General features: G+C 43.5%; 11 protein-coding genes. 9 read left to right on the top strand and 2 right to left on the bottom strand.

Annotation, left to right across the window (positions count from 1 at the left end; all coding sequences use genetic code 11):
* Positions 1 to 579: 579 nt before the first annotated feature.
* The 8 genes from secE (at position 580) to rpoC (ending at position 12,796) form a co-directional block, all read left to right on the top strand.
* Positions 580 to 966: a preprotein translocase subunit SecE gene (secE, locus tag PSF27_RS19615; RefSeq protein WP_004265885.1), complete on the top strand. Its 387-nt coding sequence runs from the start codon at positions 580 to 582 to the stop codon at positions 964 to 966.
* Positions 967 to 1,512: a transcription termination/antitermination protein NusG gene (nusG, locus tag PSF27_RS19610; protein WP_004264378.1), complete on the top strand. Its 546-nt coding sequence runs from the start codon at positions 967 to 969 to the stop codon at positions 1,510 to 1,512.
* A gap of 179 nt (positions 1,513 to 1,691) precedes the next feature.
* Positions 1,692 to 2,120, top strand: a complete 429-nt coding sequence (rplK, locus tag PSF27_RS19605) for a 50S ribosomal protein L11 (protein ID WP_004264379.1) — start codon at positions 1,692 to 1,694, stop codon at positions 2,118 to 2,120.
* Between the two features lie 4 nt (positions 2,121 to 2,124).
* Positions 2,125 to 2,826 (top strand): 50S ribosomal protein L1, encoded by a 702-nt coding sequence (gene rplA, locus PSF27_RS19600; protein ID WP_206086831.1) that lies wholly within the window; start codon positions 2,125 to 2,127, stop codon positions 2,824 to 2,826.
* A 325-nt stretch (positions 2,827 to 3,151) separates the two neighbouring features.
* The gene (gene rplJ / locus PSF27_RS19595; protein WP_154626049.1) at positions 3,152 to 3,649 is read left to right on the top strand and encodes a 50S ribosomal protein L10; all 498 of its coding nucleotides are present in this window, start codon (positions 3,152 to 3,154) and stop codon (positions 3,647 to 3,649) included.
* A gap of 60 nt (positions 3,650 to 3,709) precedes the next feature.
* On the top strand, positions 3,710 to 4,078 hold the full coding sequence (gene rplL / locus PSF27_RS19590; protein WP_206086830.1) for a 50S ribosomal protein L7/L12: 369 nt from the start codon (positions 3,710 to 3,712) through the stop codon (positions 4,076 to 4,078).
* A 357-nt stretch (positions 4,079 to 4,435) separates the two neighbouring features.
* Entirely contained in the window at positions 4,436 to 8,464 is a 4,029-nt protein-coding gene (gene rpoB, locus PSF27_RS19585) for a DNA-directed RNA polymerase subunit beta (protein WP_206086829.1), read from the top strand.
* A 108-nt stretch (positions 8,465 to 8,572) separates the two neighbouring features.
* A complete protein-coding gene (gene rpoC / locus PSF27_RS19580; protein ID WP_225820899.1) occupies positions 8,573 to 12,796 on the top strand; it encodes a DNA-directed RNA polymerase subunit beta' in 4,224 nt (1,407 codons plus the stop codon).
* An 82-nt stretch (positions 12,797 to 12,878) separates the two neighbouring features.
* Here rpoC and PSF27_RS19575 read toward each other — a convergent pair whose 3' ends face one another.
* On the bottom strand, positions 12,879 to 13,388 hold the full coding sequence (locus PSF27_RS19575) for a pyridoxamine 5'-phosphate oxidase family protein (protein ID WP_272682099.1): 510 nt from the start codon (positions 13,386 to 13,388) through the stop codon (positions 12,879 to 12,881).
* Between the two features lie 41 nt (positions 13,389 to 13,429).
* A complete protein-coding gene (locus tag PSF27_RS19570) occupies positions 13,430 to 14,146 on the bottom strand; it encodes a class I SAM-dependent methyltransferase (RefSeq protein ID WP_272682098.1) in 717 nt (238 codons plus the stop codon).
* Between the two features lie 337 nt (positions 14,147 to 14,483).
* Between PSF27_RS19570 and PSF27_RS19565 the strand changes: the two genes are divergently transcribed.
* Entirely contained in the window at positions 14,484 to 15,401 is a 918-nt protein-coding gene (locus tag PSF27_RS19565; RefSeq protein WP_272574384.1) for a VWA domain-containing protein, read from the top strand.
* The last annotated feature ends 4 nt before the right edge of the window (positions 15,402 to 15,405 follow it).

Here is a 15,405-nt window from a genome sequence, read left to right as displayed (position 1 = left end):
GCTCTTTCTGAATAAGAAAGAACTACTTAGTAAAAAGGGCGTCTTATAGACGTCCTTTTTATACGTTGCAAAATTAAGAACCTATCTCATCAATCATTTCTAAATAATTATTGGTGAGATAGGCTCTGAAACAACGAATTAATAATTGCGTTGGTTCCTTTGCGCAGTTATATGAGATTTATTAAGGTTTTGCTCCGAAGATATGGTATATTTTACCGCTGCCACAAAAAGAACCTGGTTTTTCCTATTGGTGTGGCTGAAAATTTACTGAGCATGCTGAAAATCCTGCAAAATGGATAGCACTTGTGAAATGGAAAGTACTGACGAACGAATAGTACTTGCGAAATAGAATGTGGCTGCAATGGGCTGTATTTGCAGAACGAATAGCGCTAATTACCTCCATTAACAAGGCTAATTGTTTTAACTCGCGGGTGATGTTATTGATATCCCTATCAAATTTTGCAGGCTTAGTTTGTAGTAATTGAGGGATATGTTGGCATATTCTATTGGTTTGGCTTGATTGTTTTACCTTTGTAAGCAAACAGGCTTTGTACATACTTCATGGTAACAGGTTGAATTATGAGTGCGAATAGCGAAGCTCAAGGAAGTGGACGCAGTGCAGACATTTTCAAATGGGTGATTGTCTGTGCCCTATTAATAATTGCAATTGTTGGCAACTATTACTTCCGTCAATATAATCTCGCGCTGCGTGCTTTTGCAGTTGTGGCTGTGGTCGCTATTGCAGGTGCTGTCGCTTTATGGACAACAAAAGGTAAAGCAACACTGGCGTTTGCACGCGAAGCTCGTGTCGAGATGAGAAAAGTCATTTGGCCTACTCGCCAGGAAACATTACAAACTACTTTAATTGTTGCCGCAGTAACGGCTGTAATGTCATTAATACTGTGGGGATTAGATGGTATCCTGGTGCGTTTAGTTTCATTTATTACAAGCCTGAGGTTATTCTAAATGTCCGATTCACCTAAAAAGCGCTGGTATGTCATTCAGGCATTCTCTGGTTTTGAAGGTCGCGTAGCACAATCTTTACGTGAACATATCAAATTACATGCTATGGAAGATTCTTTTGGCGAAGTTATGGTTCCAACAGAAGAAGTTGTTGAAATCCGTAGCGGTCAGCGCCGTAAGAGTGAACGTAAATTCTTCCCAGGCTATGTCTTAGTCCAAATGGTCATGAATGATGACTCTTGGCACTTAGTACGTAGTGTACCTCGTGTAATGGGGTTCATTGGTGGGACTTCAGACCGTCCAGCACCAATTAGCGATAAAGAAGTTGATGCTATTATGAACCGCTTACAACAAGTTGGTGATAAACCACGTCCGAAAACATTGTTTGAACCAGGTGAAATGGTTCGCGTTAGCGAAGGTCCATTTGCTGACTTTAACGGTGTTGTTGAAGAAATCGACTATGAAAAGAGCCGCTTAAAAGTCTCTGTTTCTATTTTCGGTCGTGCAACTCCTGTCGAATTGGATTTTGGCCAAGTCGAAAAAGCCTAATCTAAACGACAAAACTGACTTGCAAAAGGCGTGAAATTTGACTACAATTTCGCGCCTTTTGTTTTTATGCTTTGCCAGTTTTGCTTCTTAATTGAGCTTATATTATAGGCAGGGCATGTTTAATGTAACGGGGAGCCTTACGAACGTTAAGGCGTTATCACCCATCTAGAGGAAATATCATGGCTAAGAAAGTTCAAGCCTACGTTAAGCTGCAAGTTGCAGCTGGTATGGCGAACCCAAGTCCACCAGTTGGTCCAGCTCTGGGTCAACAAGGTGTTAACATCATGGAATTCTGTAAAGCGTTCAACGCAAAAACAGACAGCCTGGAAAAAGGTTTACCAATTCCTGTTGTTATTACTGTTTACGCAGACCGTTCTTTCACTTTCGTTACCAAAACTCCACCTGCTGCAGTTCTGCTGAAAAAAGCAGCTGGCGTTAAGTCTGGTTCAGGCAAGCCTAACAAAGACAAAGTTGGTAAAGTGACCTCTGCTCAGATTCGCGAAATCGCTGAAACTAAAGCTGCGGACATGACTGGTGCTGATGTTGACGCAATGATGCGTTCAATCGAAGGTACTGCTCGTTCCATGGGCCTGGTTGTGGAGGACTAAGACAATGGCTAAACTGACTAAGCGCATGCGCAATATCCGTGAAAAAGTTGATGCTACTAAACAGTATGACATCGCTGAAGCCGTTGCACTGCTGAAAGAATTAGCGACTGCTAAATTCGTTGAAAGCGTTGACGTTGCTGTTAACCTGGGCATCGATGCTCGTAAATCTGACCAGAACGTTCGCGGTGCAACTGTACTGCCACACGGTACTGGCCGTTCAGTTCGCGTTGCTGTGTTCGCACAAGGCGCAAATGCTGAAGCTGCTAAAGCTGCTGGCGCTGAACTGGTTGGTATGGAAGATCTGGCTGATAAAATCAAAGCTGGCGAAATGGACTTTGACGTTGTTATTGCTTCTCCAGATGCAATGCGCGTTGTTGGCCAATTAGGTCAAGTTTTAGGCCCACGTGGTCTGATGCCAAACCCGAAAGTAGGTACTGTAACGCCTAACGTTGCTGAAGCGGTTAATAACGCTAAAGCAGGTCAGGTTCGCTACCGTAACGACAAAAACGGAATCATCCACACCACTATCGGTAAAGTTGATTTCGACGCTGACAAACTGAAAGAAAACTTAGAAGCACTGCTGATCGCGCTGAAAAAAGCAAAACCAGCTTCTGCTAAAGGTGTTTTCATCAAGAAAGTTAGCCTGTCTACCACTATGGGTGCAGGTGTTGCTGTTGACCAAGCAGGTCTGTCAGCGACAGTTTAATTGCTATAGCTTCGGCTAATGAGTAATTAGGCTTTACCTTTGCGTCGATTTTGTATAAAATTTGACGCCTTGAGTTTGTTGGGTATAGAAATGTATCCAACAAACCACAAATTTCGGTATGGAGTCTGGCCTTTCCAGACCCCGTCCAAGACCGCAGGTGTGCTATTTATAGTCACTTAATTTACCTGCGTAGACGGTGACAGAGATACCTAGAATTTTATTCTGGATTCTATTCTGCTCACCGTGTTTTAGCGCTCAAATACATGTTGTATTCGAGTGATGTGAGTCCCGGGGGTTTCCCGGTTAATCCAGGAGCAAGAAGCTAATGGCACTAAATCTTCAAGACAAACAAGCGATTGTTGCTGAAGTCAGCGAAGTAGCCAAAGGCGCGCTTTCTGCAGTTGTTGCTGATTCACGCGGCGTAACTGTAGCAAAAATGACTGAACTGCGTAAAGCAGGTCGCGAAGCTGGCGTTTATATCCGTGTTGTTCGTAACACACTGATTCGCCGTGCTGTTGAAGGTACTTCTTATGATGTACTGAAAGACGCGTTTGTTGGTCCAACCTTAATTGCTTTCTCTAACGAACACCCGGGCGCTGGCGCTCGTCTGTTCAAAGAGTTCGCGAAAGCGAATCCAGCATTTGAGATTAAAGCTGCGGCCTTTGAAGGTGAGTTAATCCAAGCGAAAGATATCGATCGTCTGGCAACTCTCCCAACTTACGATGAAGCAATCGCACGCCTGATGGCAACCATGAAAGAAGCCGCTGCCGGCAAATTGGTTCGTACTCTGGCTGCTCTGCGCGATCAGAAAGAAGCTGCATAAGCCCTTTCCTTCGTTGCTTTTTAACGTATAAACTATTTCTGAATTTTAGGAACACTTGTTATGTCTATCACTAAAGACCAAATCCTTGATGCAGTTGCAGAAATGTCTGTAATGGACGTTGTTGAACTGATTACTATGATGGAAGAAAAATTCGGCGTTTCTGCTGCTGCAGCTGTTGCTGTTGCTCCAGGTGCTGCTGCTGAAGCTGCTGAAGAAAAAACTGAATTCGACGTTGTTCTGTCTGCTATCGGCGGTAACAAAGTTGCAGTTATCAAAGCAGTTCGTGGCGCAACTGGTCTTGGCCTGAAAGAAGCTAAAGACATGGTAGAATCAGCTCCAGCGACTATCAAAGAAGGCGCAAGCAAAGACGAAGCTGAAACTCTGAAGAAAGCTCTTGAAGAAGCAGGCGCTTCTGTTGAACTTAAATAAGTTCAATTTCAAGAACGCAGCTTAATTTAATTAGGCTGACGGCTGGTGATTTTTTAATCACCAGCCTTTTTGCGCTGTAAAGCGTGATGGGTGTTAACAGCTTTTCACGCAGTTTTAATGTTAACAACAACCCTCCAATACTTCTTTCTATTGACGACTTAATATACTGTGTTCTTCGCTACGACCCGCTCGGGTAGCTCGGTAGCCAAAGCGCGCAATGAAATGATTTAAGAGTAATAGCAATGAGTATTAAGGAAAGTATTCATTTTCCATTTCTTATATAAAACGCGTTGCGGTTAAGACTCTTACTTTAAGAGCTAACCACTTGGGTCACTGATCAACGAGCTGAGGAAACCTATGGTTTACTCCTATACCGAGAAAAAACGTATTCGTAAGGACTTTGGTAAACGTCCACAAGTTTTGGACATACCTTACCTCCTTTCTATCCAACTTGACTCGTTCCAGAAGTTTATCGAGCAAGATCCAGATGGCCAGAATGGGCTGGAAGCAGCTTTCCGTTCTGTGTTTCCAATTCAGAGCTACAGCGGTAATGCTGAACTTCAATATGTCAGCTATCGTTTAGGCGAGCCTGTTTTTGATGTTAAAGAATGTCAAATTCGCGGTGTGACTTATTCTGCTCCTCTACGTGTTAAATTACGCCTGATCGTTTATGAGCGTGAAGCACCAGAAGGCACCGTTAAAGATATCAAAGAACAAGAAGTCTACATGGGTGAAATTCCACTCATGACTGAAAACGGAACTTTCGTTATCAACGGTACAGAGCGTGTTATCGTATCTCAGTTACACCGTAGTCCAGGTGTGTTCTTCGATAGCGATAAAGGTAAAACACACTCTTCAGGTAAAGTGCTCTATAACGCACGTATTATCCCTTACCGTGGTTCATGGCTTGATTTCGAATTTGACCCGAAAGATAACCTGTTTGTACGTATTGACCGTCGCCGTAAATTACCAGCGACCATTATTCTGCGTGCAATGGATTACAACACCGAAGAAATTTTAAACCTGTTCTTCGAAAAAACTGTATTCCAAATCCGCGATAACAAACTGATGATGACGCTGGTTCCTGAGCGTCTGCGTGGTGAGACTGCTTCTTTTGATATCGAAGCGAACGGTAAAGTCTATGTTGAAAAAGGCCGCCGTATCACTGCTCGTCATATTCGTCAGTTAGAAAAAGAAGAAGTTAGCAACATCGAAGTACCTGTTGAATATATCGCAGGTAAAGTTGTTGCAAGAGACTACATCGATGAAAGTACTGGTGAGCTGATTTGTGCAGCGAACATGGAACTTTCTTTAGACATGTTGGCACGTTTGAGCCAGTCTGGTCACAAAACAATCGAAACATTGTTTACCAATGACTTAGACCACGGTGCTTACATTTCTGAAACCGTTCGTGTCGACCCAACTAACGACCGTCTGAGTGCATTGGTAGAAATCTACCGCATGATGCGTCCTGGTGAGCCACCGACCCGTGAAGCAGCAGAAAACCTGTTCGAGAACCTGTTCTTCTCTGAAGATCGTTACGACTTGTCTGCTGTAGGTCGTATGAAGTTCAACCGTTCACTGAACCGTGATGAAATCGAAGGTTCAGGTATCCTGAGCGAAGAAGACATCATCGAGGTGATGCGTAAACTCATCGATATCCGTAACGGTAAAGGTGAAGTCGATGATATCGACCACTTAGGTAACCGTCGTATTCGTTCCGTTGGTGAGATGGCAGAGAACCAATTCCGTGTTGGTCTGGTTCGTGTTGAGCGTGCAGTGAAAGAGCGTCTTTCTCTGGGTGATCTTGATGCATTAATGCCACAGGATATGATTAACGCTAAGCCTATTTCAGCCGCAGTTAAAGAGTTCTTTGGTTCCAGCCAGCTGTCACAATTTATGGACCAGAACAATCCACTGTCTGAAATTACGCACAAACGTCGTATCTCTGCATTAGGCCCAGGTGGTCTGACTCGTGAGCGCGCGGGCTTCGAAGTACGTGACGTACATCCAACTCACTACGGTCGTGTATGTCCAATCGAAACGCCTGAAGGTCCAAACATCGGTCTGATCAACTCATTATCTGTTTATGCACAGACCAATGAGTACGGTTTCTTAGAAACCCCATACCGTTTAGTTCGTGATGGCTTAGTCACTGATGAAATCCACTATCTGTCTGCAATTGAGGAAGGTAACTTCATCATTGCTCAGGCGAACACCGTATTAGGTGAAGATGGTAGCTTTATCGAAGAGTTAGTCACTTGTCGTAACAAAGGTGAATCAAGCTTATTCAGCCGTGAACAGGTTGAATATATGGACGTTTCGACTCAACAGGTTGTTTCTGTTGGTGCGTCACTGATCCCATTCCTTGAACACGATGACGCCAACCGTGCATTGATGGGTGCGAACATGCAACGTCAAGCGGTTCCAACTTTACGTGCTGACAAACCATTAGTTGGTACAGGTATGGAACGTGCAGTAGCGGTTGACTCGGGTGTAACGGCTGTTGCAAGACGTGGTGGTTCAGTTCAGTACGTTGATGCGTCTCGTATCGTTATCAAAGTTAACGAAGATGAGATGTATCCAGGCGAAGCTGGAATCGATATTTATAACCTGACTAAATATACCCGTTCTAACCAGAACACCTGTATTAGCCAGATGCCTTGTGTATCTTTAGGTGAGCCAGTTGAGCGTGGTGACGTGTTAGCAGATGGTCCTTCAACAGACCTCGGCGAATTAGCACTGGGTCAAAACATGCGCGTGGCATTCATGCCATGGAATGGTTATAACTTCGAAGACTCCATCTTAGTTTCTGAGCGTGTTGTTCAAGAAGACCGTTTCACGACTATTCACATTCAGGAACTGTCTTGTGTGTCTCGTGACACCAAATTAGGGCCTGAAGAAATCACTGCGGATATTCCAAACGTCGGTGAAGCTGCGCTTTCTAAACTGGATGAATCTGGTATCGTTTATATCGGTGCAGAAGTGAAAGGCGGCGACATTCTGGTTGGTAAAGTAACACCGAAAGGTGAAACTCAGTTAACCCCAGAAGAGAAACTGCTGCGTGCTATCTTCGGTGAAAAAGCGTCAGACGTTAAAGACTCTTCTTTACGTGTCCCTAACGGTGTTTCTGGTACGGTTATTGACGTACAAGTATTTACCCGTGATGGTGTAGAGAAAGACAAACGTGCATTAGAGATCGAAGAAACTCAGTTACGTGATGCGAAGAAAGACTTAACAGAAGAGCTACGTATTTTCGAAGCTGGCCTGTTTGCCCGTATCCGTTCTGTACTGGTTAACGGCGGAATTGAAGCTGACAAACTGGACAAGCTGCCTCGCGATCGTTGGTTAGAGTTATCTTTAGCTGATGAAGAGAAGCAAAACCAGTTAGAACAATTAGCTGAACAGTACGACGAACTGAAATCTGAGTTCGAGAAAAAACTCGATGCAAAACGTCGTAAAATTACCCAAGGTGATGATCTGGCACCTGGCGTACTGAAAATTGTTAAGGTTTATCTGGCTGTTAAACGTCAGATTCAACCGGGTGATAAAATGGCGGGTCGCCATGGTAACAAAGGTGTTATCTCAAAAATCAACCCAGTTGAAGACATGCCTTACGATGAAAACGGTAACCCAGTTGACATCGTTCTGAACCCACTGGGCGTACCATCACGTATGAACATCGGTCAGATTTTGGAAACCCACTTGGGGATGGCAGCAAAAGGTATTGGTGAGAAAATCAATGCTATGCTTAAACAGCATGAAGAAGTTGCCAAACTGCGTGAATTTATCCAAAAAGCGTACGATTTAGGTGATGATCCACGCCAGAAAGTTGACTTGAACACTTTCTCTGACGAAGAAGTGATGCGTTTGGCTGAGAACCTGAAAAAAGGTATGCCAATTGCGACACCAGTGTTTGATGGTGCGAAAGAGAAAGAAATCAAAGAACTACTGAAACTGGGCGGTCTGCCAACTTCAGGTCAGATTACATTATTCGATGGTCGTACTGGCGAGCGTTTCGAGCGTCAAGTTACTGTCGGTTACATGTACATGCTGAAACTGAACCACTTGGTTGACGATAAGATGCACGCCCGTTCAACAGGTTCTTACAGCTTGGTTACTCAGCAACCGCTGGGTGGTAAAGCGCAGTTCGGTGGTCAGCGTTTCGGGGAGATGGAAGTGTGGGCACTGGAAGCATACGGTGCAGCCTATACTCTTCAAGAAATGCTTACAGTTAAATCGGATGACGTTAACGGCCGTACGAAGATGTATAAAAACATCGTCGATGGCAGCCATCAGATGGAACCTGGCATGCCGGAGTCTTTCAACGTATTGCTGAAAGAAATCCGTTCACTGGGTATCAACATCGAGCTGGAAGACGAGTAATTCGTTTTGTGCCGGAGGGTTCGCCTTCCGGCCTATGTAAGCACTGGGATTTGGGGAGAGTGTCTTTGAATACTCACCTGACAGGTCTAACTCCGACAGGAGCATTTTGTGAAAGACTTAATAAAGTTTCTGAAAGCGCAAACCAAGACCGAAGAGTTTGATGCTATCAAGATTGCTCTGGCATCACCTGATATGATCCGTTCATGGTCATTCGGTGAAGTGAAAAAGCCAGAAACGATTAACTACCGTACGTTCAAACCTGAGCGTGATGGTCTTTTCTGTGCGCGTATTTTCGGGCCAGTGAAAGACTACGAATGTCTGTGCGGTAAGTACAAACGTTTAAAACACCGCGGTGTGATTTGTGAGAAGTGTGGCGTTGAAGTTACACAGACCAAAGTCCGTCGTGAGCGCATGGGTCACATTGAACTTGCTTCTCCGACCGCACATATTTGGTTCTTAAAATCACTGCCATCTCGTATCGGTTTGCTGCTCGATATGCCACTGCGTGATATCGAACGTGTTCTGTACTTTGAATCATATGTTGTTGTTGAAGGCGGGATGACTAGCCTTGAGCGCGCACAGATTCTGACAGAAGAGCAATACTTAGATGCGCTGGAAGAATTCGGTGACGAATTTGATGCGAAAATGGGTGCGGAAGCTATCCAAGGCCTGCTGAAAAACCTCGATCTTGAGAACGAGTGTGAAACGCTGCGTGAAGAGTTAAACGAAACTAACTCTGAAACTAAGCGTAAAAAGCTGACCAAACGTATCAAACTGCTGGAAGCGTTCATTCAATCTGGTAACAAACCAGAGTGGATGATCTTAAACGTGCTGCCAGTATTACCACCGGATCTGCGTCCATTAGTTCCACTGGATGGTGGCCGTTTCGCAACATCAGATCTGAACGATCTGTATCGTCGCGTGATCAACCGTAATAACCGTCTGAAACGTCTTCTGGATCTGGCTGCGCCAGACATCATCGTACGTAACGAAAAACGTATGTTGCAAGAAGCGGTTGATGCGCTGTTAGATAACGGTCGTCGTGGTCGTGCTATCACAGGTTCTAACAAACGTCCTCTGAAATCTTTGGCTGATATGATCAAAGGTAAACAAGGTCGTTTCCGTCAGAACTTACTTGGTAAGCGTGTTGACTACTCAGGTCGTTCTGTTATCACCGTAGGTCCATACCTGCGTCTGCATCAGTGCGGTCTGCCGAAGAAAATGGCTCTTGAGTTATTCAAACCATTTATCTATGGCAAATTAGAATTACGTGGTCTGGCAACAACCATCAAAGCTGCGAAGAAAATGGTTGAGCGCGAAGAAGCGGTTGTTTGGGATATCTTGGATGAAGTTATCCGCGAACACCCAGTCATGCTGAACCGTGCACCAACACTTCACCGTCTGGGTATCCAAGCGTTCGAACCAATTCTGATCGAAGGTAAAGCTATCCAATTGCACCCACTCGTTTGTGCGGCATACAACGCCGACTTCGATGGAGACCAAATGGCGGTACACGTTCCTCTGACTCTGGAAGCTCAGTTAGAAGCACGTGCGTTGATGATGTCAACCAACAACATCCTGTCACCTGCAAGTGGTGAGCCTATCATCGTTCCTTCTCAGGACGTTGTATTGGGTCTCTACTACATGACTCGTGACTGTGTAAACGCGAAAGGCGAGGGCATGGTATTAGCCGGTCCTAAAGAAGCTGAGCGTGTTTACCGTTCAGGTCATGCTTCACTGCATGCCCGCGTTAAAGTCCGTATCACTGAAGAAGTGAAAGATTCGGAAGGTAACATCACTATCAACACGGGGTTAGTTGATACCACGGTTGGTCGTGCAATTTTGTGGATGATCGTACCAAAAGGTCTGCCTTACGCGTTGGTTAACCAAGCGTTAGGTAAGAAAGCGATCTCTAAAATGCTGAACACCTGTTACCGTGTTCTGGGCCTGAAGCCTACGGTTATTTTTGCTGACCAAATCATGTATACCGGATTTGCCTATGCGGCACGTTCAGGTGCATCAGTTGGTATCGACGATATGGTTATTCCAGAGAAAAAAGCTGGGATTATCGCCGAAGCAGAAGCTGAAGTGGCAGAAATTCAGGAACAGTTCCAGTCTGGTCTGGTTACAGCAGGCGAACGTTACAACAAAGTTATCGATATCTGGGCAGCGGCAAACGAACGTGTTGCTAAAGCGATGATGGAAAACTTGTCAACTGAATCCGTTATCAACCGTGATGGCGTCGAAGAACAACAAGTTTCTTTCAACAGTATCTTTATGATGGCCGACTCTGGTGCTCGTGGTTCCGCCGCTCAGATCCGTCAGTTAGCGGGTATGCGTGGTCTGATGGCTAAGCCAGATGGCTCCATCATCGAAACACCAATCACGGCAAACTTCCGTGAAGGTCTTAACGTTCTCCAGTACTTTATTTCGACGCACGGTGCGCGTAAAGGTCTTGCCGATACCGCATTGAAAACAGCGAACTCTGGTTATCTGACTCGTCGTTTAGTCGACGTTGCACAGGACTTGGTTGTGACTGAAGACGACTGTGGAACTCACGAAGGTATCCTGATGACTCCGGTTATCGAGGGTGGCGACGTTAAAGAGCCACTGCGTGAGCGTGTACTGGGTCGTGTGACTGCTGAAGATATCCTGATCCCAGGTACAGCGGACATTCTGGTTCCACGTAACACCCTGCTTCATGAAAAACTGTGTGACCTGTTAGAAGCTAACTCTGTCGACAGCGTGAAAGTACGTTCTGTTGTAAGTTGTGAAACAGACTTTGGTGTGTGTGCACACTGTTATGGTCGTGACCTTGCTCGTGGTCATATCATTAACAAAGGTGAAGCTATCGGTGTTATCGCGGCACAGTCAATCGGTGAGCCAGGTACACAGTTAACGATGCGTACGTTCCACATTGGTGGTGCGGCATCTCGTGCTGCAGCTGAATCTAGCATCCAAGTCCGTAACACAGGTACTCTGAAACTGGTTAACGCGAAATTCGTTACGAACTCAGAAGGCAAACTGGTTATTACTTCGCGTAATACTGAGCTGCGTCTGATTGACGAATTCGGTCGTACGAAAGAAAGCTACAAAGTACCTTACGGTGCACACCTGTCTAAAGGTGATGGCGCTGCGGTAACGGGCGGCGAGACTGTTGCGAACTGGGATCCACATACCATGCCAGTCGTCAGTGAAGTTTCTGGTTTCATTAGCTTCTCTGACATGCTTGATGGTCAAACAATGACGCGTCAGACTGATGAATTAACGGGTCTGTCTTCAATCGTTGTTCTGGATACTGCGGAACGTACCAGTGGTGGTAAAGACCTGCGTCCTGCTCTGCGTGTTATTGACGCAAATGGTAACGATGTTCTTATCCCTAACACGGACATGCCAACTCAGTACTTCTTACCAGGTAAAGCAATTGTTCAGTTAGACGATGGCGTTGCTATCAATGCGGGTGATACTTTAGCGCGTATTCCACAAGAATCTGTGGGTACTAAAGATATCACGGGTGGTCTGCCACGCGTAGCTGACTTGTTCGAAGCACGTCGTCCGAAAGAGCCTGCAATCTTGGCTGAAATCAGCGGTATTATCTCGTTTGGTAAAGAAACCAAAGGTAAACGTCGTCTGGTTATCACCCCATTAGATGGTAGCGATCCGTACGAAGAGATGATCCCTAAATGGCGTCAGCTTAACGTGTTCGAAGGTGAGATTGTTGAACGCGGTGACGTTGTTTCTGATGGTCCAGAATCTCCACATGATATTCTGCGTCTGCGTGGTGTCCATGCTGTTACGCGTTATATCACGAATGAGGTTCAGGAAGTTTACCGCTTACAAGGCGTTAAGATAAACGATAAACACATCGAAGTTATCGTTCGTCAGATGCTGCGTAAAGTCACCATCGCGGATGCAGGAAGTTCTGAATTCCTTGAAGGTGAACAAGTCGAGTACTCACGTGTTAAAGTTTCTAACCGTAAATTGGAAGTGGAAGGCAAAATTCCAGCCAATTACGCACGCGACCTGTTGGGTATCACTAAAGCATCTCTGGCAACAGAGTCCTTTATCTCAGCAGCATCGTTCCAAGAAACAACACGCGTACTGACAGAAGCAGCCGTTGCAGGTAAACGCGATGAACTGCGTGGTCTGAAAGAAAACGTTATTGTTGGACGTCTGATCCCAGCAGGTACTGGTTTTGCGTATCACCAAGACCGTATCCGTCGCCGTCATCTGAACGACGTTGTGGAAGCGCCACAAGTTAGCGCAGATGAAGCAACAGCGAACTTAGCTGAACTGTTAAATGCAGGTTTCACGAGTGACAACCAGAATTAATTTCTGATTTCCAAGTGTTTCTTGATAAAAACTGGTGTCGTAAGGCACCAGTTTTTTTATACCTAACAGATGATAAAAACGCCTATTTATTACTAAGCAATGATATTGGAACGGTGACTTTTCGACTTTCTTGCTTATCCTCCCAGCTTTTTATATCAAACATCCATAAATGATCGACTGTCATTTCATAAAAGCGTGAATGGCCATTACTACGTAATGCATTTAAGTTTACCTGAGTGAAAGAGGGCGATATTTCATCAAAAGGTGATTGGGTATAAAATTCTTCAAGGGCTTCTTCACATTCCGCATCCGTGAGCTCTCGTGCTTTCCCTGTAAATTGCATTCCATCTAGACCTGATTTTAGCATTTCAGGTAATGAGTGATTAAATAATGAGCCACTGATCTTTTCATTTTGTTGGATATTCTTAGAGTGCTTTGCTTGTCGAGATGAAAACCAAATAAAGCGTAGTGGGTTTAATTTGACGCAATGTTCGACGGTTGATGCCCAAGGTAATTGATCATTACCTTGTGTAGCCAGTGTTAAAAAGCGGGTATTTTGCAGTAGTAATAAACTGCGTGTTTTTAAATTCATATAGGGTCCTTTAATCAAAATTGTAGGTTTATTAGAAATAACTATGCGGTTTTCGATGCAGTTATAAGTAGGGCGTGGGGACATTGTAGGTAGTCCAAATATAGCTCTGTAGTTTCAGAATGGTCGGCAATTATGTTTCCATATTGAAGATAGCTGAATCCAGCCTGTAAAATAGTATTACCTAAAGTGTTATAGGAATAATAGTAAGTTTGTATTGTTTCATTATACGGAGGGAGGTAAATATTAAAATGAATGGATCTTTCATATTTTCTTGGTTGCTTTTCAATTAACCGAAAACCATAATTATAATAATATTCGTTATTTCCAGAAAAATCAGGGTTAATTGTTAATATCGTGAAGTGACCATTTGGTTTCAATACACAATAAATTGACTGCACAATAGAATGTATGTCATTCGTATGCTGGCAATAAGGAAAAACATAAATGGCAAGAGCTAAATCAAAATATTCAAAATAATTATCAAGATTAGAGGTGTAAATAATATTTGAATTATTCAGTTTTGCATTTTTTCTCGCCAAATTGAGCATATTGGATGAAATATCCAACCCAACTATATTTTTTGCTCCTTCTTTCTCTAACCAGTGTGATATAAACCCTGCACCGCATTCATAATCTAAAATAGCCAGTGTTTCTAGCTTATCTATATATGGTTTTATCGTAGGAATATCGATATGCATACGAAAGGGCCACTGAAAGGCATGACTGTAAATTTCAGTAAGTTGATCAAATTTTTTCATGTTACTTTAAATTATTTATTAAGTTGAATTAATCGTTTATTTTTATATTTATCATAATTTTTTAATTGGATATTTTTACTGGTTATTTGTTTTCTCTCACATGAGTTTTGAAAAAAATTTGAAATAATATAATGTTGGTAAATTTATATGTAAATATTGAGTTTTATTAGATGTTGTTAATTTTTATAGGATGATGATAAATAAAAAATAGTGATAATAAATGACCTCGATATCAATTAGAGGGAATAATAAGGGGATTAATTATTTTTTATTTTAAATTTTAAAGGAATATTAAATGGATAAAGATATTATAAATAATCAGAGTGATAATGAAAAAATGAACTTGTCTACCCAACAAGGGAATTTTTCGAATAATTTTGCCGCTATTAATACTTCCCAGATTGTCACTGGAAGTGGTTCTATTGCATTGGATTTAGTCGTTATTATTGATACCAGTGGTTCAATGTCAGATGAGTCAAATGACCTGAGTCAGCAAATTGATGCGGCTATCGAAAAAGCAGCTGCGAATTGTCCTTCTCAGTTAAGAGCCACTTTTTTAGGTATCCAAGGGACATGGGATAACACAAAATTTGACCAATCAGTGAGTGACTATTTAACTGCTTTAGGCGTTAATCAAAGTAGTTTACAGGCAAGGCAGCCTTTTAAAGAAGCTGATGGTATTGACCATGCAGGTAATAAAGAAGATTTGTGTCGCGCGGTGATTGATGTCAGTAACTATTTTGATTGGCGTGATAATGCACGTAGAGCGATTTTTGTCTTGGGGGATGAAGGCTTAGAAGGCGGCGGAGGGACGTTAACGAGCGCGGCGGTATTGAAAAATAACGAGGCTATTGCCGTTGCACAAAATGCCCATGTAAAAGTATATACTTATCAAGGCACACCAAATGATGATCCATCCAATATTGACCGTTTCCCAACCTTGAGTGACCGAGACAAAGTCACGAAAGAGTATGAGCGTTTAGCAGTACAAACGGGGGGACGTGCGTATATTTATACTACTGGAATAGCAAATTTTTCGTTGGTTCTGCAAGAGATTTTATGTGATAGCTTAACGCCTCCGAGTCGCCCAGATACAGAGAAGTCTAGCTGTGCAACGGTTTGTGAACAGCTCCCTTTAATTATCGCGACAGTTAATACATTGGCTGAAATTATCAATAAAACGATAGATGCTTGTTGTCCAGGAGGATCCGAGAAGCACCATGATGTGGTTAAGGCTTGCCAATGTGATCATTGATTTT

It is taken from the genome of Providencia sp. PROV129 (assembly GCF_028482245.1).
In the GTDB taxonomy this organism is placed as follows: Bacteria; Pseudomonadota; Gammaproteobacteria; order Enterobacterales; family Enterobacteriaceae; genus Providencia; species Providencia vermicola.
This window is presented reverse-complemented; position numbering and strand designations above follow the sequence as displayed.

Excerpts from the sequence above, each read along its gene's own strand:
- rplL (WP_206086830.1), top strand. The coding sequence starts at position 3,710 with ATGTCTATCACTAAAGACCAAATCCTTGATGCAGTTGCAGAAATGTCT.
- PSF27_RS19570 (WP_272682098.1), bottom strand. The coding sequence starts at position 14,146 with ATGAAAAAATTTGATCAACTTACTGAAATTTACAGTCATGCCTTTCAG.
- rplA (WP_206086831.1), top strand. The coding sequence starts at position 2,125 with ATGGCTAAACTGACTAAGCGCATGCGCAATATCCGTGAAAAAGTTGAT.
- nusG (WP_004264378.1), top strand. The coding sequence starts at position 967 with ATGTCCGATTCACCTAAAAAGCGCTGGTATGTCATTCAGGCATTCTCT.
- PSF27_RS19565 (WP_272574384.1), top strand. The coding sequence starts at position 14,484 with ATGAACTTGTCTACCCAACAAGGGAATTTTTCGAATAATTTTGCCGCT.
- PSF27_RS19575 (WP_272682099.1), bottom strand. The coding sequence starts at position 13,388 with ATGAATTTAAAAACACGCAGTTTATTACTACTGCAAAATACCCGCTTT.
- rpoB (WP_206086829.1), top strand. The coding sequence starts at position 4,436 with ATGGTTTACTCCTATACCGAGAAAAAACGTATTCGTAAGGACTTTGGT.
- rplK (WP_004264379.1), top strand. The coding sequence starts at position 1,692 with ATGGCTAAGAAAGTTCAAGCCTACGTTAAGCTGCAAGTTGCAGCTGGT.
- secE (WP_004265885.1), top strand. The coding sequence starts at position 580 with ATGAGTGCGAATAGCGAAGCTCAAGGAAGTGGACGCAGTGCAGACATT.
- rplJ (WP_154626049.1), top strand. The coding sequence starts at position 3,152 with ATGGCACTAAATCTTCAAGACAAACAAGCGATTGTTGCTGAAGTCAGC.